At 65.2% G+C, this 18,801-nt stretch carries 16 protein-coding genes; 7 read left to right on the top strand and 9 right to left on the bottom strand.

What is annotated here, in order from left to right; all coding sequences use genetic code 11:
• Window positions 1–60 precede the first annotated feature (60 nt).
• On the top strand, window positions 61–549 hold the full coding sequence (locus tag FIU28_RS11470; protein ID WP_143573091.1) for a Twin-arginine translocation pathway signal: 489 nt from the start codon (window positions 61–63) through the stop codon (window positions 547–549).
• A gap of 26 nt (window positions 550–575) precedes the next feature.
• Complete coding sequence (locus FIU28_RS11465; protein ID WP_441351284.1) at window positions 576–1,229, top strand: ferric reductase-like transmembrane domain-containing protein; 654 nt, start codon at window positions 576–578, stop codon at window positions 1,227–1,229.
• A 242-nt stretch (window positions 1,230–1,471) separates the two neighbouring features.
• Here FIU28_RS11465 and FIU28_RS11460 read toward each other — a convergent pair whose 3' ends face one another.
• Window positions 1,472–2,689 carry an ABC1 kinase family protein gene (locus FIU28_RS11460; protein ID WP_246660947.1) on the bottom strand — a complete coding sequence of 406 codons (1,218 nt, stop codon included), beginning with the start codon at window positions 2,687–2,689 and terminating at the stop codon, window positions 1,472–1,474.
• A gap of 585 nt (window positions 2,690–3,274) precedes the next feature.
• Here FIU28_RS11460 and FIU28_RS11450 point away from each other — a divergent pair.
• Complete coding sequence (locus tag FIU28_RS11450) at window positions 3,275–4,459, top strand: PepSY-associated TM helix domain-containing protein (RefSeq protein WP_143573089.1); 1,185 nt, start codon at window positions 3,275–3,277, stop codon at window positions 4,457–4,459.
• 13 nt (window positions 4,460–4,472) lie between these two features.
• Here FIU28_RS11450 and FIU28_RS11445 read toward each other — a convergent pair whose 3' ends face one another.
• From FIU28_RS11445 to FIU28_RS11430, 4 genes are all read right to left on the bottom strand, one after another.
• Window positions 4,473–5,213, bottom strand: coding sequence for a 2-keto-4-pentenoate hydratase (locus tag FIU28_RS11445; protein ID WP_143573088.1), 741 nt, complete (start codon window positions 5,211–5,213; stop codon window positions 4,473–4,475).
• 120 nt (window positions 5,214–5,333) lie between these two features.
• Window positions 5,334–6,422, bottom strand: coding sequence for a TRAP transporter substrate-binding protein (locus tag FIU28_RS11440; protein ID WP_143573087.1), 1,089 nt, complete (start codon window positions 6,420–6,422; stop codon window positions 5,334–5,336).
• Between the two features lie 165 nt (window positions 6,423–6,587).
• Complete coding sequence (locus FIU28_RS11435; RefSeq protein ID WP_143573086.1) at window positions 6,588–7,676, bottom strand: TRAP transporter substrate-binding protein; 1,089 nt, start codon at window positions 7,674–7,676, stop codon at window positions 6,588–6,590.
• Between the two features lie 208 nt (window positions 7,677–7,884).
• Complete coding sequence (locus tag FIU28_RS11430) at window positions 7,885–9,021, bottom strand: Mrp/NBP35 family ATP-binding protein (protein WP_143573085.1); 1,137 nt, start codon at window positions 9,019–9,021, stop codon at window positions 7,885–7,887.
• Between the two features lie 249 nt (window positions 9,022–9,270).
• Between FIU28_RS11430 and FIU28_RS11425 the strand changes: the two genes are divergently transcribed.
• The 4 genes from FIU28_RS11425 to FIU28_RS11410 all read left to right on the top strand — a co-directional run bounded on the left by FIU28_RS11425 (window position 9,271) and on the right by FIU28_RS11410 (window position 12,692).
• Complete coding sequence (locus tag FIU28_RS11425) at window positions 9,271–10,140, top strand: NAD(P)-dependent oxidoreductase (RefSeq protein WP_143573084.1); 870 nt, start codon at window positions 9,271–9,273, stop codon at window positions 10,138–10,140.
• A gap of 168 nt (window positions 10,141–10,308) precedes the next feature.
• Window positions 10,309–11,910: a sensor histidine kinase gene (locus FIU28_RS11420; RefSeq protein WP_143573083.1), complete on the top strand. Its 1,602-nt coding sequence runs from the start codon at window positions 10,309–10,311 to the stop codon at window positions 11,908–11,910.
• Between the two features lie 43 nt (window positions 11,911–11,953).
• On the top strand, window positions 11,954–12,169 hold the full coding sequence (locus FIU28_RS11415) for a DUF1289 domain-containing protein (RefSeq protein ID WP_143573082.1): 216 nt from the start codon (window positions 11,954–11,956) through the stop codon (window positions 12,167–12,169).
• A gap of 10 nt (window positions 12,170–12,179) precedes the next feature.
• Window positions 12,180–12,692: a TIGR02281 family clan AA aspartic protease gene (locus tag FIU28_RS11410; RefSeq protein ID WP_143573081.1), complete on the top strand. Its 513-nt coding sequence runs from the start codon at window positions 12,180–12,182 to the stop codon at window positions 12,690–12,692.
• Here the strand turns inward: FIU28_RS11410 and dusA are convergent.
• The 4 genes from dusA to FIU28_RS11390 all read right to left on the bottom strand — a co-directional run bounded on the left by dusA (window position 12,689) and on the right by FIU28_RS11390 (window position 18,715).
• Window positions 12,689–13,681, bottom strand: coding sequence for a tRNA dihydrouridine(20/20a) synthase DusA (dusA, locus tag FIU28_RS11405; protein WP_256365930.1), 993 nt, complete (start codon window positions 13,679–13,681; stop codon window positions 12,689–12,691). The genes FIU28_RS11410 and dusA overlap by 4 nt on opposite strands.
• Before the next feature lie 116 nt (window positions 13,682–13,797).
• Complete coding sequence (locus tag FIU28_RS11400; protein ID WP_143573079.1) at window positions 13,798–16,923, bottom strand: efflux RND transporter permease subunit; 3,126 nt, start codon at window positions 16,921–16,923, stop codon at window positions 13,798–13,800.
• Window positions 16,920–18,311 carry an efflux RND transporter periplasmic adaptor subunit gene (locus tag FIU28_RS11395; protein ID WP_143573078.1) on the bottom strand — a complete coding sequence of 464 codons (1,392 nt, stop codon included), beginning with the start codon at window positions 18,309–18,311 and terminating at the stop codon, window positions 16,920–16,922. Before FIU28_RS11395 ends, FIU28_RS11400 begins: the two co-directional genes overlap by 4 nt.
• On the bottom strand, window positions 18,308–18,715 hold the full coding sequence (locus tag FIU28_RS11390) for a FixH family protein (protein WP_143573077.1): 408 nt from the start codon (window positions 18,713–18,715) through the stop codon (window positions 18,308–18,310). Before FIU28_RS11390 ends, FIU28_RS11395 begins: the two co-directional genes overlap by 4 nt.
• Window positions 18,716–18,801 lie beyond the last annotated feature (86 nt).

The following is an 18,801-nucleotide window of genomic DNA, read 5'->3' as shown; positions in this document are numbered from 1 at the left end:
TTTCGCGCTCATTGCTGTAAGCTCCGTAGCGCGACTGCACCGCTGCGAGGAGCCGTTTCCATGACCACCGCCGTCCTGAACCGCCGCGCCCTGCTTGCCGCCGGCGGGGCGGCATTGGCAACCGGAGTTTCCGGCCTGCTGCTGCCCGCTCGGGCCGAAGGCGTCGCACCGACGCCGTCGATGTCGGGCGGGGCCAACAATTACGTCAAGGGCGCGCCGACCGTGGAGCGGATCGGCAAGGGCGGCTTCTGGATGAGCGGCACCGTCCGCCGCGCCGGCGACGGCGCTCCGCTCGCCGGGCAGCGCATCCAGATCTGGGCGCACACCACCGAAGGTCAGGAGCAGGAGCCGCAAAGCCGCGGAGCCACGCTCACCGACAAGAACGGCGTGTTCCGTCTCGAAATGCCGCAGATCATTCCCATCTTCGGCCAGCCGCACGGTCATCTGGCGTATGACAGCGGCGAATTCAAAACCGTGTTCCTGCGTCCCGTGATGCGCAGCGCGAAAGAAACCAGCCTGGAGGCGCACTTCGTGCTGCAGCCGGCCTGACCGAATTGCAGGCGAAGCGAGGGAACGTGGCCCGCGCGGCCCTGATCTGGGCTGGCGTGGCGGCCGCCATCTGCATTCCGATCGCCGCGGCCATGGCGAGCCCCCTGCTCGCCTGGCGTGGTCCGGTCTACATCCTGGCCGGACTGGCAGGAATTGTCGCACTGGGTGCCCTGCTGTTTCAGCCTTTGCTCATTCGCGGTGATCTGCCGGGACTACCGGCCAGCTCGGCGCGGCGTGTACATCGCTGGGTCGGAGGCACGCTGGTGGTCGCGGTGATGATCCACGTCGCCGGCCTCTGGATCACCAGCCCCCCAGACATGATCGACGCCCTGCTGTTCGCATCGCCGACCCCGTTCTCGCTTTGGGGCGTGATCGCGATGTGGGCGATCTTTGCCGTGGCACTTCTGGCGGCATTGCGGCGGCGATTGGGGCTGCGGCTGCGAAATTGGCGCATCAGCCATATGCTGCTCGCGATGGTCATTGTCGTGGGAAGTGTCGTCCATAGCATGCTGATCGAGGGGACGATGGAGACGATGTCGAAAGCGGCGCTCTGCGCGCTCGTCATCGCAGCTACCATAGGGGTCACGGCGGACCTGCGAAGGTGGAGAAAGCGCGGGCCTCTCTCCCCCGCAGCCGAGCTGCGCCCGGCTCCGACCTCTGCCGCGAGCAGTGAAAGATGACGCTGCGGGCGCGCTTTACGTCCTGATGCCGATGCGGGTGTGATCTTCCTTCCCTCTCCCCTTGTGAGAGAGGGTGGATCGACCGCGAAGCGGTCGAGACGGGTGAGGGGGCGGCGACGAGCACCGAGCCAAACAATACCCCTCATCCGACGCGGACTTCGTCCGCGCCGCCGTCTCCCACAAGGGGAGAAGGAAGAAAGAGCGCCGTTGGTCGAACGCCGCCATGAGGTTCTAACCGTCGATCAGAGATATTTTTCCAGCATCGCCCTGATATTGACACGCGCCCGGAGCCGGCTGGCGAGCAGAAACATGCCGCCTATCTTGCGCTGCAAGTACAAAGTATCCACGGGTGGAGCGTGCCAGTTGTCGCGATTGACGGCCATTTCCATGCCGCCGTCGCGCAAGCGCGCAGCAAGATCGGTGGTGCCGAAATCGAACAGGCCATCATATCGCAACGGCTGCATCGCCATGTCGAACAGCGCCATCACGGCGTCCTGGCGGGCGCGCGGGATCGATCCGGACAATAATCCGAGCGCGAGCGCCGACCGGCTTGCCGAAGCCCGATCGCCCGCGACACCGGCACGCAGCAGGCTGCGGTAGTCTTGCACGAGCGCGGGAGAAAATTCCCGGACCGCCCCGAAGTCGAGCAGGACGAGGCGCTGCGTGGCGATGTCGTATCGGTAGTTCGCAAAGTTGGGGTCGGTCTGCATCAGCCTGAATTCGAACAGTTCGCGGAGCACCAGAGCGATCAACAGCGTGACGATGCGGTCGCGCAGCGCCTGCGGCGCGGCTTCCAGATCGTCCAGGCTCGCACCCTCGACATACGACATGACAAGCACGGTCATGCGGGTCAGGTCGGGATAGACCTCGGGCAACACGTAGTCCGGGCTGTCGGCCAGCAGAGCCGCGAACCGCGCGAGGTTTCTGCTCTCGCGCTCATAGTCGGCCTCTTCGTGCAACTGCTGCTTGGCCTGTCTGAGCAACGGAGATAGATCCAGCCCTACCGGCAGAAGGCCGGATATCCGAAGCAACGACGAAACATTGTCGACATCGCTGTCAATGCTGCCGCGGACGCCGGGATACTGGATCTTGATCGCAAGCTCGCGGCCGTCCGTGGTCCGCGCGCGGTGCACCTGGCCGATCGAGGCCGCCGCGATCGGATCGAAGGAAAACGAAGCGAAACGCCGCTCCCAATCCCGGCCCCACTGGCGCTCGAGCGTCGCGCGCAACTGGCTGCGCGGCATCGGCTGCGCTTCCGATCGCAAACGCCCGAGAATATCGGCCAGTTCGCGGGGCAAGATCTCGCCGGCGTCCATCGACAGCAGTTGCCCCACCTTCATCGCCGCGCCGCGCAGATGCGCGAGCCGGTGCATCACCTTGAAGGCATTGGCAGGTGTCAGCAGCAGGTCGCCCAGGCTGGGACGTTTGCCGGCGACGAACTGCCTGGCGCCGTCGAGCACGATTCCGCCGGCGACATCCGAGGCCAGCGTGACCAGACGCGCCAGTCTGGAGACGCGCCCCGTGGGAACCGGCAGGCCTCGCGGTGGAAACTTGTCTGGCAAACCGTGCCTACCTCTCGCATGGGCCGTCCCCGCCCCGACTATCGCACCAAATGCCGGGTGTCTTGCGAAAATCAGCAACGCACAGGCATCCGGCCCTGACCTGACACTCGAACACCACTTCAGGGCGCATCGTCGGCATGCAGCGACCACGCCGATGCTCCGTTCGTTCCGGCTTAGAGGGATTCAAGCCGCCCGGCGGTTACCCCGGCTTCGACCGGCTGTTAGACGTCGCAGCCTGTTTCGCCCACTGGAAATAAGCCGACGTGACAACAGCCGAATTTTGCCGATCCGCCACGCGCCGCGGCAGACGACCTTTTCGCGCGACCTGGATGATCGGGGCCGCGCTGTGGCTTTGTGATTTCTCGACTGCCGCTTACGCCCAGTCCGACACCGTGCTGCCCGCCGTCACGGTCGATGCCCCAGGTCAGGCGCGACGGGCCGCGCGTGTGGCGGCGACCGTGAAGTTCTAAGGCACGACTTCGAATGTTCATCCCTTCAACGCATAAACGACCCGTCAAGGCCGCGCTGCTGCAGGTGCATTCGCTGATCGGCCTTGCCGTCGGACTGGTGCTGTCGTTGATCGGATTGACCGGCGCGATCATGAGCTTCGAAGACGAGATCGGGAACGCCCTGAACGCGGGGATCATGCAGGTCGAGCCGCGTCAGGCGCCACGGCTGACGCCGGAGCAACTGGTCGCGCGGCTACAGTCCACGCCGGAACTCGGCAAGGTTTCCGGCCTGACCATGTCGATCGATGCTTCGGCGGCGACGCGCATCCGCTTTGCGCGCGACGACGATGGCGCCCGTCCCGCATCGATCTATGTCGATCCCTATGACGGCCGCGTGCTCGGGGCACCGCGCGGCGAGCAGTTCTTTGCCACGGTGCGCCAGTTGCACCGCTGGCTGCTCATCCCCGGCGACGGCAAGGGCTATGGCAGACAGATCACCGGCATCGCCGCCATCGGCCTTGCGGTGTTGTTGATCTCCGGCCTCGTGTTGCGATGGCCGCGCCGGGCGCGCAGCATCAGAACATGGCTAAAGCCGAACCTCGCTTTGCAGGGCCGCAGCTTTCACTGGTCGCTGCATTCCGTCGTCGCGACATGGCTGTTGCCGATCTATCTGGTGATGGCGCTGACCGGCCTGTGGTATTCCTTCGACGGGTACCGCGACGCCGCGACATGGCTGTTGGCTCGCCCATTGGTTGCCGAAACCAGAATGAAGCCGAAAGGCGCGATGCGCGACCGCCCCGGCGACGCGGCGCCGCCATCGCTCGACCGGGCCTGGTCGGTATTTCTGCGCGAACAGGGCCACCGTTACGAGCGCGCGCAGTTGCAGCTTCCAAACGGCGCCGGCACGATCGTGCGGATCCGGTCCTGGGTCCGCAATGCCGGCGACGAAGGCCGCGACGAACTTCGCATCGATGCGGCATCGGGCCGGTTGGTGTCGGCGGAAATTTATGCCGACAAGACGCTGGGCGAGCGGGTGCTGGCGCGCGTGCTGGATATCCACCGCGGCAGCATCCTTGGATGGCCCGGCAAGCTACTGTTCATGCTCGCCGCCGCGCTGATGCCGTTGTTCATGGTCACCGGGTTTCTGCTGTATCTGTCGCGGCGAAAGCTCCGCCCGCAGAAGCGGCCCGCCATCGGGCGCCTCGTGCCGGGCGAATGATCGGGCGGCCAGCCTAGCCGTCGAACACCACTTCGGCTTCGCCCAGCCCGTCGAACCGCACCAGGCAGTGATCGTCGGGCTTGAGGAAGTCCATGCCGGTCCAGCTGCCGGTGGTGACGATCTGGCCGGCCTTGACGCCATCCGGCAACATGTTGGCGAGCGTGACCGCAGCGGCGAGCGGATCTCCGGTTGGATGGCCACCCCGCTTTTGGAAAACCTGCTCGCCGTTCACCAGCATGGTGATGCGCAGGTTCGGCAGATCGAGATGCGACCAGTCGGCGATCTCCTCGCCGAACACCAGCCCGCCATTGATGGTGCAGTCGGCAAGCTGCTCCAGACCCGGCCGGCCGCGCGGGTCGCGATAACGGCCCGACACGATCTCGATGGCCGGCGATACCGCAACGGACTGCGCCACCTGTCCGCGCGTGTACGGCCGGTCGGCGGCTGGCAGATCTCGGGTAAAACGGAAGGCGATCTCGCCCTCGACGCCGAGATGCGGCACCTCGGCCTCGGACATCTGCGCCGGGCTCGGGCGGATCATCGGCGCAAAGATCAGCCCGCGCGTCGGTTCGCCCGGCGCGCCGCCTATCTTGAAGCCGCCCACTTGCTGGCCGATAAGCGCAGCAACCCGATCCTGGATCGCATGCGCCTCGGCCACCGACGACGGCACCACCGGCAGCGCATCGATCAGAACCCCGCTCCGACGTGCCTCGGCGAGCAGCTGCGCTGCGGTTTCGATTTCGGATTCGGTCATGGCGTGGGCTCCCTTTGACGATGCCTTAGCGGATTCGGAGCTGGCCCGCGACGATACACAACAGCAACGAAAAGCCCGGCCTTCTTTCGAAGGCCGGGCTCCAATCTCGCACAGCCTTGCTCAGGCGCGTGTGCGCGAGCGGATCATGAAGCTGTCGAAGCTGTATTCCGCGACCTGCCACCAAGTGTACTGATCGCCGCGAAACGCCACCATGCTGTCGTACAGCTTCTTGAAGCCGGGATTGCTCGCGGCGGTTTCCGCATAGACCTCGTTGGCCGCCTTCAGCGACGCATCCATGACGACCGCCGGAAACGCGCGCAACTGCGTTCCGCCGGCCACCAGCCGCTTCAGCGCCGGCGGATTATAGGCGTCATAGCGCGCCTGCATGGTCTCGTTGGCGAGCGACGATGCCGTCCGGATGATCGACTTGTAGGCGGGCGGAAGCTGCTCCCATTTTGCGAGGTTGACGAGATTGTGCAGTGACGGCCCGCCCTCCCAGAAGCCCGGGTAATAATAGTGCTTGGCGACCTTCTGGAAGCCGAGCTTCTCGTCGTCATAGGGGCCGACCCATTCCGCGGCATCGATGGTGCCTTTCTCGAGCGAAGGGTAGATGTCACCGGCGGCGACCTGTTGCGGTACAACGCCAAGCTTGGTCAGCACGCGTCCGGCAAATCCGCCGATCCGCATCTTCAGGCCGCTGAGATCCGCGACCTCCTTGATCTCCTTGCGAAACCAGCCGCCCATCTGGCATCCGGTGTTGCCGGCGACGAAGCCGATGACGTTGTGGGGCTTGAGAAACTCGTTGAAGAGCTCGGCGGCGCCGCCGACCTGCAACCAAGAGGTCTGCATCCGGCTGTTCAGGCCGAACGGCACGGCGGTGCCGAAAGCAAAGGTCGGATCCTTGCCGACGTAATAATAGGTCGCCGTGTGGCACATCTCGACGGTGCCGTTGGAGACGGCATCCAGCGCCTGAAGCCCGGGCACGATCTCGCCGGCGGCGAACACCTGGATCTGAAACTTGTTGTCGGTGGCTTCGGCGACGGCTTTCGAAAACACCTCGGCTGCGCCGTAGATGGTGTCCAGGGATTTCGGAAAGCTCGACGTCAACCGCCACTTGAGCTCCGGCGACGATTGCGCAATGGCCGGTGCGGCGATGACGGCGCCTGCGGCCCCGAGACCCGCAGCCCTGATGAACTCACGACGCTTCATGATATTCTCCCTGGATGTGAATGTGCCGGTCGCCCTTCTTGTCGAGGGCGTTGCGACAGCATGATCCAGGTTCCATCGGGAATCCACGACGATTCGAACGACGCAACGCAAAAAACCCGGCCTCTCGCGAGGCCGGGCCTGTTTCGGTGTCTGGTTACGTCGCCGCTAGCCGCGGGTGCGCGAGCGGATCATGAAGCTGTCATAGGTGTATTCGGCGACCTGCCACCACAGATATTGATCGGAGCGGTAGGCCTGCATGGCGTCGATCGACTTCTTGAAGTCGGCGTTCTTCGCGGAGATCTCGCCCCACAATTCGTTGGTCGCCTTCAGGCAGGCATCCAGCACCTCGTTGGTGAAGGGGCGCAGTTGCGTGCCGCCGGCGACCAGGCGCTTCAGCGCGCCGGGGTTCTGCAGGTCGTAGCGTGCCGCCATCCAGCTATTGGCGTTGTTGCAGGCATTGGTGAGAATCGCCTGGTAGTTCTTCGGCAGCGAGTTGAACTTTTCCAGATTGGTGAAGGCATGCACCGTCGGGCCGCCTTCCCAGAAGCCGGGATAATAATAATACTTCGCGACCTTCTGGAAGCCGAGCTTCTCGTCGTCATAGGGGCCGACCCATTCGGCAGCGTCGATCGTGCCCTTCTCCAGCGACGGGTAGATGTCGCCGCCGGCGAGCTGCTGCGGCACCACGCCGACTTTCTGCAGCACCTGGCCGGCGATGCCGCCGATCCGCATCTTCAGGCCGGACAGGTCGGCGACGGTCTTGATCTCCTTGCGGAACCAGCCGCCCATCTGCGTGCCGGTGTTGCCGCACGGCATGCCGATGACGCCGAACTTCTTGTAGAACTCATTGGCAAGCTCGATGCCGCCGCCCTGGTACAACCAGGAATTCTGCTGGCGGGCGTTGAGGCCGAACGGCACCGAGGCGAAGATCGCGAAGGTCGGATCCTTGCCGACGTAGTAGTAGGACACGGTGTGGCACATCTCGACGGTGCCGTTGGAGACCGCATCCAGCGCCTGCAGGCCGGGGACGATTTCACCCGCCGCGAACACCTGGATCTGGAATTTGTTGTCGGTCATTTCGGCGACCTGCTTCGCCATCTGCTCGGCGCCGCCATAGATCGTATCGAGCGACTTCGGGAAGCTCGACGTCAGGCGCCATTTGACCTCGGGCATCGACTGCGCAATCGCAGGCGACGCCACCGCAGCTACCGCTGCTCCGGCCGTCGATACTTTCAAAAATTCACGGCGCTTCATTCAACTCTCCTGTTGCAGACGTTCTTCCCTAAATCCCCGGGAGCATGTTCAGCGGCTCAATCATCGTGCGATTCAGCCGAAGACGCTCTGGTAGGAGGGGTCTGTAGCATGGATCGTCGGCCGCGGAAAACGCGGCATGCACCCTCGCAGCCCCAATTAAACGAAAGTTCTATGCGGCATACACGACAAGGGCTTGTGGAGTACCGGATCAGGCGGCGGCGGTGACACCCTGCAACTGGTCGCGCACCTGGGCCGCGATGGAGCGGTAGATCGCAGCATGCGGACCGTCCGGCTCGCTGTTCACGACCGGAGTGCCGGCGTCCGACATCGCGCGGATCGACATGTGCAGCGGCACCTCGCCGAGGAACGGCACGCCGAGCCGTTCGGCCTCGTGCCGCGCGCCGCCGTGGCCGAAGATGTCGGAACGCGTGCCGCATTCCGGGCACTGGAAATAGCTCATGTTCTCGATGATCCCGAGCACCGGCACGTTGACCTTGGTAAACATCGCAAGTCCCCGGCGGGCATCGATCAGCGCCAGGTCCTGCGGCGTCGAAACGATCACCGCGCCTTTCAGCGGCACGTTCTGCGCCAGCGTGAGCTGCGCGTCGCCGGTGCCGGGCGGCATGTCGACGACCAGCACGTCGAGCGTGCCCCAGGCGACATCGCGCAGCATCTGGGTGATCGCCGACATCACCATCGGGCCGCGCCAGATCATCGCGGTCTCTTCCTCGACCAGGAAGCCAATCGACATGATCGACAGACCGAATTTCGCGATCGGGATCATCTTGCGATCATCGTTGAGAACCGGCTTGTCGCGAATGCCGGTGAGCCGCGGCACCGAGGGGCCGTAGATGTCGGCATCCAGCAGACCGACGCGAAGCCCGAGATCACGCAGCCCAAGCGCGAGGTTGAGCGAGGTGGTCGACTTGCCGACACCGCCCTTGCCGGACGCCACCGCGATGATCGAGGCGATGCCGGGGATCACGGCCTGCTGAGCCATCGGCGAACCGTTCGGATTGGCCGGCGGACGATGCGCCGACACCGGCTGCACGCCGGGCTTGGGGGCGTGGCTGTGCGGCGCCGGCGCGGCGGCGCCGGGCTTGCGCTCGGCGGTCAGCGCGACCATCGCGCCGGTGACGCCAGGAACCGCGCGCACGGCGGCCTCGGCCTGGGCCCGCACGCTCTCCCAGGCGCGAGCTTCGGCGGCATCGACATTGATCGAGAACATGACCTTGCCGTCCGTCACGGCAATCTCCGACAGCACATTGGCCTGCGGCAGCGCCACGCCGCGCGGCGACATCACCTTGGCCAGACCGTCTAGAACCTGCTGTTTTGTCACGCTCACTGGAACTCTCCCGGCCGTCGATTTCACACCGGAGACATAGAGCTATTCGGTGCCGAGTGCATGCTCATTCTCGCGCGGCCGGACGGCCATTATGCTGCATCGCACCACGTCATGCGGTCGGGACTTGCGGCACCGACTTCAGCCTCTATGCTGCCGCTCGAACTCCCCGCAGCCTTCGGTAGCGAAGGCGCCCTCCCCTCTCCCCACAGCACGTTCGGCGCTCAAGCCGACATATCAAAGGGCACGGACATGGCCAAAATTGCTTTCATCGGTCTCGGCGTCATGGGTTTCCCGATGGCGGGTCACCTGGTGGCCAAGGGCAAGCACGACGTCACCGTCTACAACCGCAATTCGGCCAAGGCCAAGGCGTGGGCGGACAAATTCGGCGGCAATACCGCACCAACCCCTAAGGCCGCCGCCGAAGGCCAGGATTTCGTCATGGCCTGCGTCGGCAATGACGATGATTTGCGCGCCGTGACCATCGGGCCGGACGGCGCCTTTGCCGGCATGGCCAAGGGCGCGATCTTCGTCGATCACACCACCGCCTCCGCCGAGGTCGCCCGCGAACTCGACGCCGCCGCGACCAAGGCCGGGTTCCACTTCATCGACGCCCCGGTGTCCGGCGGCCAGGCCGGTGCGGAGAACGGCGCGCTGACCGTGATGTGCGGCGGAACCGACGCCGCCTATGCCAAGGCCGCCCCGGTCATCGAATCCTACGCCAAGATGCAGAAGCTGCTCGGCCCCGCCGGCTCCGGCCAGCTCACCAAGATGGTCAACCAGATCTGCATCGCGGGCCTCGTCGAGGCTCTGTCCGAGGGCATTCATTTCGCCAAGAAGGCCGGGCTCGACGTCAATGCCGTGGTCGAGGTGATCTCGAAGGGTGCCGCGCAATCCTGGCAGATGGAGAACCGCTACAAGACCATGAACGACGGCAAGTTCGATTTCGGCTTCGCGGTCGAGTGGATGCGAAAGGACCTTTCGATCTGCTTGGCGGAGGCCCGCCGCAACGGCGCCAGCCTGCCGGTCACGGCCGTGGTCGACAACTTCTACTCGGAAGTCGAGACGATGGGCGGCAAGCGCTGGGATACGTCGAGCCTGCTGGCGCGGCTGCAGCGCTAGGCCCGGCGCTCGACGTTTCAGGCGGGGCCTGCCGCCCCGCCTGACTTCCATTCGTCATCAAAAATTAACTGAAATCCGGCGTTTGTTAAGGCACCTCTTAATGATTGTGCGGCACTGATAGAGACCGTGAAAACCCGCGCGTCCGGGTGCAGGATTTGTGTTGTTGTGATGAGTAAGCCCGCCAACAGGCCTGAAGTGGTCGATCTTCCGGCCGAAAGCCCGGTCGAGGCGCCGGTGCGCGACCGCCGCGTGGCGCAAAGGCGCGTGCGAGAGGCGCGCGACCGGTTAACGTCTACGTCCGGAACAAGGCCCGCGTTCGACCGCGAATTGCTGCGCCAATACGCCCAGACCCGGCTGTCGGCCTCCCTCGTCGTGACGCTGCTGGTGATCGGAACCGGCTTCCTGTTCGGCTTCTGGGCACAGCCGCTCGATGCCGCGATGTGGGCCTGCGGGATGTTCTGCATCCACGCCATGATCATCCACGCCTGCAAGCGTTACCTAGCCGAGCCGCCCTCGGCGCAGGGCGCGCGGCGCTGGCGGATGAAGTTCATCCTGTTCGACCTGCTCTACGGCATGTGCTGGACGGTGGTGCTGGTGCACCCGACCGGCGTCGATCTCGTCTCCAACTCGCTGATGATGTTCCTGATGCTGCTGGTGGTCGCGGTGTCCAGCATGCTGGCCGCCAGCCTGCCGATCGCCGCCTTCGCCGCCACCGCCCCGGTGACGCTCGGCGTCGCCTTCAATTTCGCGATGCGCGGCTCGCTCGACAATTACGTGCTGGCGGCATTGGCGATCGCCGCCGAAGGCTATTTCGCGCTGCTGGCGCACCGGTTGCACTCGACCACGCTGGCGACGCTGGAAGCGCGCGCCGAAAAGGACGCGCTGATCGGCGAACTCGAACAGGCCAAGGCGATCTCCGATGAAGCCCGCCACCGCGCCGAGGCCGCCAATGTCGCCAAGTCGCGCTTTCTCGCGCAGATGAGCCACGAGCTGCGCACCCCGCTGAACGCCATTCTCGGTTTCTCCGAAGTGATGAAGAGCGAGATCTTCGGCGGCCATGCGGTGCCGGTCTACAAGGACTATTCCGCCGACATCCATAATTCCGGCGTACATCTGCTCAATCTGATCAACGAGATCCTCGATCTCAGCCGCATCGAGGCCGGCCGCTACGAGCTCAATGAGGAAGCCGTCTCGCTGGTCCATGTCGTCGCCGATTGCCATCATTTGTTGAAGCTGCGCGCCTCCAGCCGCGGCATCACCATCCACGAAGTTTTCGAACTGGGCATGCCGCGGATCTGGGGCGACGAGCGCGCGGCGCGCCAGATCGTGCTGAACCTGCTGTCAAATGCGATCAAATTCACGCCGCAGGGCGGCGAGATCTGGCTGAAGGTCGGCTGGACCGCCTCGGGTGGGCAATATCTCTCCTGCAAGGACACCGGCTCGGGCATCGCCGAGGACGAGATCCCGATCGTGCTGGCCTCGTTCGGCCAGGGCTCGAATTCGATCAAATCCGCCGAACAGGGCGCCGGCCTCGGCCTGCCGATCGCGAAAAGCCTGATCGACATGCACGGCGGCACGTTCACGCTGAAATCCAAGCTGCGGGTCGGCACCGAGGTGATCATCACCTTCCCGCCGGAGCGCGTGATGTCGGCGCTGGCGCCGTTGACCGACGATGGCCCGCCGCTGCAGCCCGATTACACCGCCAATGCCGCTGACGAACGGCACCGTCCCCGTAACAAGCCGATCATGAGCGCCGGCACCGGACTTTAGACAAGGCTTGCGAAACCGCTGCAAACCGCTTCACTGTCGAACCATGAGCCAGGAAACGCTGTGCATCGCCGTCTGCATCATCGATCCCAAGACCAGACTCTGTCTGGGGTGCGGACGCACGCTCCCGGAGATCGGCAGCTGGTTCAAGATGCCAAGCGCCGAGCGGCAGGCCGTCATGGCGCAGCTCGACGCGCGCATGGCGGAGGCCGGGCTAGCGCCGTCCTCGACCTACGCCCCGAAGAAATCCGCCACGTCCTGAACGGTGCGCTTTGAGCCGGGTGATGCTGCTGATCGTGCTGGTCGCGGCCACCGCCGGCGCGGCCTGGGCCTATGGCGATCCGGTGCAGATCTCAAAAGCCGGCGCGCTGGTCTCCGACCTGCTGCGCAAGCAGATGCCGCCGCCGCCCCGCGCCGTCGAAGTGCCGCGCGGCAACACCGGCGAGTTCGGCCTGCAGGCCACGATCAACGGCGTCACCGCGCCGATGGTAATCGACACCGGCGCGACGTCGGTGGTGCTGACCTGGGAGACGGCCCGGGCGCTCGGCCTGCCCTTGGAACTGCTGGTCTACAATGTCGAGGTCGAAACCGCCGCCGGCCACACCCGCGCTGCCCGCCTGACGCTGGACCGCCTGGCCGTCGGCAAGCTGGTCGAACGCTCGGTCCCGGCGCTGGTGGTGCCGCGCGGCCAGATGAAGACCAACCTGCTCGGCATGAGCTTCCTCGACCGGCTGGAGAGCTGGGAAGTCCGGCCGGAAAAGCTGATGCTGCGGGGATATCCTTAAGCCGCGACCTCTTCCAGCGCGTCGACCTCGACCAGTGCGATCGCCTCGCGCAGCACCTCGATGCCGGCGCCGTGCTTCGTGGCATTCTCCGACAGATAGCGCCGAAACGCGCGCGCGCCGCGCACGCCGTGGAATGCGCCGACAAAATGCTTGGTCATCGAATGCAGCCGGGTGCCCTGCGCGAGCTGGTCGGCGATATACGGCATCATCGCCTCGAACACGTCTTTCATCGACGCAAAGGGTGCTGCCTCGCCGAACAGTTCGGGATCGACCGCCAAGAGCCGCCACGGCTCCTGATAGGCGGCGCGTCCCAGCATCACGCCATCGACGCGATCGAGATGCGCCTTGGCTTCCGTAACGCCAACGATGCCGCCATTGATCACCACCGGCATGTCCGGCAATGACGCCTTCAGCCGATAGACGCGGTCGTAATCCAGCGGCGGGATGTTGCGGTTCTCCTTCGGCGACAACCCGTTCAGCCAGGCCTTTCGCGCATGCACGACGAGGCCGTCGGCGCCGGCCGCGACCACCGCGCGCGCCAGCGTGTCGAGCGCCACTTCGGGATCCTGGTCATCGATGCCGATCCGGCATTTCACCGTGACCGGCACGCGCACCGCCGCCTTCATCGCCGCGACGCCCTGCGCCACCAGCTCCGGCTCGGCCATCAGGCAGGCGCCGAACCGGCCGTCCTTCACGCGATCCGAGGGGCAGCCGACATTGATGTTGATCTCGTCATAGCCAAAGTCTTCTCCGATCTTCGCGGCTTCCGCGAGATGCGCCGGATCGGAACCGCCGAGCTGCAGCGCCACCGGATGCTCGCTCGCGTCATAACCCAGCAGCCGCTGCCGGTCGCCATGAATGATCGCGCCGGTGGTCAGCATCTCCGTATAGAGCAGCGCCTGCCGCGTCATCAGCCGGTGAAACACGCGGCAGTGGCGGTCGGTCCAGTCCATCATGGGGGCGACGGAAAATTTTGAATTAGCGATCAATGACTTACACCATAACTGCGATCTTGCGACCGATTTGCCAGCCCATTGTAGCGGAATTCGGGACGCCGCGCGCCCCGTCACCGCAAGGCTCCTGCCCTGCCCGGCGCAACGTCCCGCTACGCCTCATCCGCAACCTTGAGCCCCGCGCCTTTCACCAGCGCAAAGATCGCCGGGATCACCATCAGCGTCAGCAGCGTCGAGGAGATCATGCCGCCGATCATCGGCACCGCGATGCGCTGCATGATCTCCGAGCCGGTGCCGGTGCTCCACAGGATCGGCAGCAGGCCCGCCATGATCGCCACCACCGTCATCATCTTCGGACGAACCCGCTCGACGGCGCCTTCCATCACTGCCTCATAGAGATCGCCGCGCGTCAGCGGACGGCCTTCGCTGGCGCGCTGCGCCTGGATCGCCGCCAAAGCATGGTTCAGATACATCAGCATGACCACGCCGGTCTCGGCGGCGACGCCGGCCAGCGCGATGAAGCCGACCGCGACCGCCACCGACAGGTTGAAGCCGAGCGCCCACATCAGCCAGAGCCCGCCGACCAGCGCGAACGGCAGCGACAGCATCACGATCAGCGTCTCCGCGATCGACCGGAAGTTCAGGTACAACAGCAGAAAGATCAGCAGCAGCGTCACCGGCACGACGATCTTCAGCCGCGCGGTGGCGCGTTCGAGATATTCGTACTGGCCGCTCCACGTCACGTAGTAGCCGGCCGGAAAGTTGATGCTGGCCTGCACGGCGCGCTGCGCGTCCGCGACGTAGCCGCCGAGGTCACGGTCGCGGATATCGACATAGATGTAGGTCGCGAGCTGTCCGTTCTCGGTGCGGATCGCGGTCGGTCCGCGCGTCGGCGCGATCTTCGCGACCTCGCCGAGCGGCACGGCACCGCCATTCGGCAGCGGCACCAGCACATCGCTGGCGATCGCCTGCGGGCTGTCGCGGAGATCGCGGGGATAGCGCATGTTGACGCCGAAGCGCTGGCGGCCTTCCACCGTGGTGGTCACGATCTGCCCGCCCAACGCCGTCGCGATCACATCCTGCACGTCCTGGATCATCAGGCCATAGCGCGCCAGCCCGTCGCGATCCGGCGTGATGTCGAGGTAATAGCCGCCGAGGCTGCGTTCGGCATAGGCCGACGACGTGCCGGGCACCACCTTCAGCACCTGCTCGATCTGCCGGGCGAGTCTGTCGAGTTCGACCAGGTCCGCCCCCATCACCTTGACGCCGACCGGCGTGCGGATGCCCGTCGACAGCATGTCGGTGCGCGCCTTGATCGGCATCGTCCAGGCGTTGGACACGCCGGGAAATTGCAGCGCCTTGTCCATCTGGGCGACCAGGCCGTCGATGTTCACGCCCGGCCGCCATTCCTGCTTCGGCTTGAGGTTGATGATGGTCTCGAACATCTCCGACGGCGCCGGATCGGTCGCGGTCGCGGCGCGTCCCGCCTTGCCGTAGACCGACGACACTTCCGGGAAAGACCGGATGATACGGTCCTGCATCTGCAGCAACTCGCCGGCCTTGGTGACCGAGATTCCCGGCAGCGTCGTCGGCATGTACAACAGGGTGCCCTCGTTGAGGTTCGGCATGAATTCAGTGCCGAGTCGGCTGGCCGGCCAGATGCTGCCCGCCAGTATCGCGATCGCGAGAGCCACGACGACGAGCTTCGCGCGCATCACGGCCTTGATGACGGGCCGATAGACCCAGATCAGGAATCGGTTGATCGGGTTCTTGTGCTCCGGAATGATCCTGCCGCGGACGAACAGCACCATCAACGCCGGCACCAAGGTCACCGACAGGATCGCCGCCGCCGCCATCGCAAAGGTCTTGGTGAAGGCCAGCGGGCTGAACAGCCGGCCCTCCTGCGATTCCAGCGTGAAGATCGGCATGAACGACACGGTGATGATCAGCAGGCTGAAGAACAGCGCCGGCCCCACCTCGGACGCCGCCTCGATCAGGATTTCGACGCGCGGTTTTCCCGGCGGTGCGCGTTCCAGATGCTTGTGGGCATTCTCGATCATCACGATGGCGGCGTCGATCATCGCGCCGATCGCGATCGCGATGCCGCCGAGGCTCATGATGTTGGAGCCGATGCCGAGCAGCTTCATCGCGGCGAAGGCCAAAAGCACGCCGACCGGCAGCATCAGGATCGCCACCAGCGCGCTGCGGACATGCAGCAGGAACACGATGCAGACCAGTGCGACGACGACGCTCTCTTCCAGCAGCGTGTACTTCAGCGTGGCAATCGCCGCGTTGATCAGGTTCGAGCGATCGTAGACCGCGACGATCTCGACGGATTTAGGCAGGCCGCTGGCGATCTCCGCAAATCGCTTCTTGACGTTGTCGATGACGTCGAGCGCGTTGACGCCGAAGCGCTGCAGCACGATGCCGCCGGCGACCTCGCCCTCGCCGTTCAGTTCGGTGATGCCGCGCCGCTCATCCGGGCCGAGCTCGACGCGCGCGACGTCGCGCAGCAGCACCGGCGTGCCGTTGTTGGTTTTCAGCACGACATTGCCGAGATCGTTGATCGATTTGAGATAGCCCTTGCCGCGGATGACATATTCGAATTCGGACAGTTCGACGGTGCGACCGCCGACATCGGCATTGCTGGCGCGGATCGCGTCGCGCATCTTCGGCATGGTGATGCCGAGATCGCGCATCCGCTGGGGATCGAGCACGACATTGTACTGTTTGACGAAGCCGCCGACCGAGGCGACCTCGGCGACGCCTTCCGCCTTGGCGAGCGCGAATTTCAGATTCCAGTCCTGCAGCGTGCGGGCGTCGGCGAGGTTCAGCTCCTTCGACATGATCGCGTATTGGTAGACCCAGCCGACGCCGGTGGCGTCCGGCCCCATGGTCGGCACAACGCCGGCCGGCAGCCGCGCCGCCGCGCCGTTGAGGAATTCCAGCACGCGCGAGCGCGCCCAGTAAATGTCGGTGCCGTCCTCGAAGATGACATAGACGAACGACACGCCGAAGAACGAGAAGCCACGCACAACCTTCGACTTCGGCACCGTCAGCATCGCCGTAGTCAGGGGATAGGTGACCTGGTCCTCGATCACCTGCGGCGCCTGCCCGGGATATTCGGTGTAGACGATCACCTGGGTGTCGGAGAGATCCGGAATGGCGTCGAGCGGCAGATGGGCCAGCGCGTAGATTCCGGCGGCGGCCGCGAAGCCGGTGCCGAACAGCACCAGCAACAGGTTGCGCGCCGACCAACTGATGATACGGGCGATCATTGCGCGCTTCCTTCGGAAAAGCCCTTCAGCGCGGCCTTCAGGTTGCTCTCCGCATCGATCAGAAAGTTCGCCGACACCACCACCGGCTCGCCATCGTCGATCCCCTCGCGGATCTCGACATAGCCGTCGCTGCGGCGACCCAGTGTGACAGCGCGCGGCTCGAAGCGGCCTTCCCCCTTGTCGACGAACACCGCCTGTCGGCTGCCGCTGTCGAGCACCGCACTCTCCGGAATGGCGACCACCGGATCGGGGCTACCGGAGCCGATCACCGCGTCGATATACATATCCGGCAGCAATGCCAGATCGGCATTCGCCAGTTCGATGCGGATACGTGCAGTACGGGTGTCGCGGTTGACCTGCGGATAGATCACGCTGATCACACCTGCGAATTCGCGCCCGGTGAAACTGCGCGCGCGCACATTAACGTGTTGTCCGACGGCGATGGCGCCGAGATCGCGCTCGGCGACATCGACCAGCGCCCACACCGCCGAAACATCGGCGATGCGGAACAACACGTCGCCGGGTTGCGCTCGCATCCCCTCGATCGCGTTGCGCTCCAGCACAATGCCGTCGCGCGGCGCGGTCCAGGCGATGGCGAGCGGGACCGCGCCGCTCTTCTCGATATCGACGATCACCGGCTCCGGTACGTCGAGATTGATCAGGCGCAGGCGGGATCCCCGGCCGTAGCCCGCTTCGCCGGCCGGCGTCTTCAATCTCAGCGTCGCGACATATTCGGCCGCCGCGGACGCGACCGCGGGGCTGTAGATGTCCATCAGCGGCTGGCCCTTGCGGACCCTGGTGCCGGTGGTGACATCGGCGACCTTCTGCACCCAGCTCTCCGAGCGCATCGAAATCACCGAAACGCGCCGTTCGTCGAGCTGGATGGTGCCGGGCGCGCGGATCACGGTCTGGATCACCCGCCGCGCCGCCGGCTCGGACTTGACGCCCGCCCGCTGGATCTTGCCCAGCGACAGCCGCACCACACCGTCGTCGGAATCCTCGCCGTCGAGCACCGGGATGTAGTCCATCCCCATCGAATCCTTCTTCGGCACCGGCGAGGTGTCCGCAAGCCCCATCGGATTGCGGTAGTATTTGATCTTGCGGTCGCCGGGGGGGGCAGCATGCGACGCTGGCGGTCTGGTCGGGCTCGGTTCGGGTTCGCTGGCGGCGAAGACGGGACGGTAGTCGCGCCCGTCCGCGGTGGTCTTCGGCACCGGCGAGTAGTCCGGCTTGCCGTCGGGATCTTCGTAATACAAAACCGCGCCGGCCTGCTGCGCGGCGGCGGGGGTGACGATGGCGGCGACGCGCGCAAAAGGACGCCACGCGTAGCCGCCACCCGCCACCGCGATCAACGCGGCGGCGGTGCAGGCGAGCAAGGCGCGGGTCATTTCTGCGCCGTGATGACGAGCTTGCTGTCGACCGAACCGGTCTCGCCCTGGATCTTCGCGCCCAGCGACAATTGCCAGCGGCCGGCCATGCCGAACGTCGCCTTGAACTTGTAGGTCCCCGGCTCCGCCCCCGGCACCGGCGCGATCTTGGTGGCCATTTCCGGCATGCCGTCCGTCGACATATCCAGACGTGTCGCGAAGACGACGGCGTCCGGCACCGGCTTGCCGGTCTTCGTGTTGACCAGCCTGACGGTGAAGACCCTGTCGGTCGTACCGGCCTTCACGGTCTGGTCGACAAGCTCGAACTTGTAGTCCTTGATGTCGGCGCGCGCCGTCGTTGCGATGCCGGCCATGGCGATAGCGAGCGCGAGCGGCATCGCCCGCGCGAAGTGAAACGCTTTCATGTGAAGTCCTCGAATGATCTGATCCGCCGCAAAGCGGCACGCGTCTCCACGCGGAAAGCGCGGAGCCGATGGCGTTAACCGGTCAG

Origin of the sequence: Tardiphaga sp. vice154 (genome assembly GCF_007018645.1) — a bacterium.
GTDB lineage: Bacteria > Pseudomonadota > Alphaproteobacteria > Rhizobiales > Xanthobacteraceae > Tardiphaga.
The sequence above is the reverse complement of the archived record's forward strand: the minus strand, read 5'-3'. Positions and strand labels throughout refer to the sequence as shown.

What these genes read in the sequence shown, in the direction of transcription:
- FIU28_RS11420 (WP_143573083.1), top strand. Translation starts at nt 10,309, where the DNA reads ATGAGTAAGCCCGCCAACAGGCCTGAAGTGGTCGATCTTCCGGCCGAA.
- FIU28_RS11435 (WP_143573086.1), bottom strand. Translation starts at nt 7,676, where the DNA reads ATGAAGCGCCGTGAATTTTTGAAAGTATCGACGGCCGGAGCAGCGGTA.
- FIU28_RS11395 (WP_143573078.1), bottom strand. Translation starts at nt 18,311, where the DNA reads ATGACCCGCGCCTTGCTCGCCTGCACCGCCGCCGCGTTGATCGCGGTG.
- FIU28_RS11450 (WP_143573089.1), top strand. Translation starts at nt 3,275, where the DNA reads ATGTTCATCCCTTCAACGCATAAACGACCCGTCAAGGCCGCGCTGCTG.
- FIU28_RS11440 (WP_143573087.1), bottom strand. Translation starts at nt 6,422, where the DNA reads ATGAAGCGTCGTGAGTTCATCAGGGCTGCGGGTCTCGGGGCCGCAGGC.
- FIU28_RS11445 (WP_143573088.1), bottom strand. Translation starts at nt 5,213, where the DNA reads ATGACCGAATCCGAAATCGAAACCGCAGCGCAGCTGCTCGCCGAGGCA.
- FIU28_RS11390 (WP_143573077.1), bottom strand. Translation starts at nt 18,715, where the DNA reads ATGAAAGCGTTTCACTTCGCGCGGGCGATGCCGCTCGCGCTCGCTATC.
- FIU28_RS11415 (WP_143573082.1), top strand. Translation starts at nt 11,954, where the DNA reads ATGAGCCAGGAAACGCTGTGCATCGCCGTCTGCATCATCGATCCCAAG.
- FIU28_RS11425 (WP_143573084.1), top strand. Translation starts at nt 9,271, where the DNA reads ATGGCCAAAATTGCTTTCATCGGTCTCGGCGTCATGGGTTTCCCGATG.
- FIU28_RS11400 (WP_143573079.1), bottom strand. Translation starts at nt 16,923, where the DNA reads ATGATCGCCCGTATCATCAGTTGGTCGGCGCGCAACCTGTTGCTGGTG.
- FIU28_RS11470 (WP_143573091.1), top strand. Translation starts at nt 61, where the DNA reads ATGACCACCGCCGTCCTGAACCGCCGCGCCCTGCTTGCCGCCGGCGGG.